The following is a 399-nucleotide window of genomic DNA, read 5'->3' on the forward strand; positions in this document are numbered from 1 at the left end:
CGGCGCGGGCCAGGCTCCGATTCTTGACCATGTTGCGGACGGTCAGGTCTTCCACGGCGATCACTTGGTTCTCGCGAACAAGCCGGGTGGTGACCTTGTGCAGGTGATCCCTTCTACGGTCGGCGATCCGGGCGTAGACCCGCGCCACCGTGAGCCGGGCTTTGGCTCGGTTGATCGATCCCTTGGTCTTGCGGGCGAGTGCCCGCTGCGCTTTGGCCAGCCTGCGCCGGTCGCGCCGCTCGGGGCGCGGGTTGACGATCTTCTCGCCGGTGGACAGCGCCGCCAGCGCCGTGATGCCCGCGTCCACGCCCACCGACTGCTCGGCCGGAGCCAGTGGTGTGATCTTCTCCTCGGCGAGGATGGACACGAACCAGCGCCCGGCCGCGTCCCTGGACACGG

Annotated in this window: 1 protein-coding gene; it reads right to left on the reverse strand. The window is 69.2% G+C overall.

Features of this window, described 5'->3' with window-relative positions; genetic code table 11:
- Positions 1-399 (reverse strand): RNA-guided endonuclease InsQ/TnpB family protein (locus E1292_RS50695; RefSeq protein WP_165975201.1); only part of this gene is annotated, 399 nt, incomplete at both ends.

Source organism: Nonomuraea deserti (genome assembly GCF_004348685.1).
Taxonomy (GTDB): Bacteria; Actinomycetota; Actinomycetes; order Streptosporangiales; family Streptosporangiaceae; genus Nonomuraea; species Nonomuraea deserti.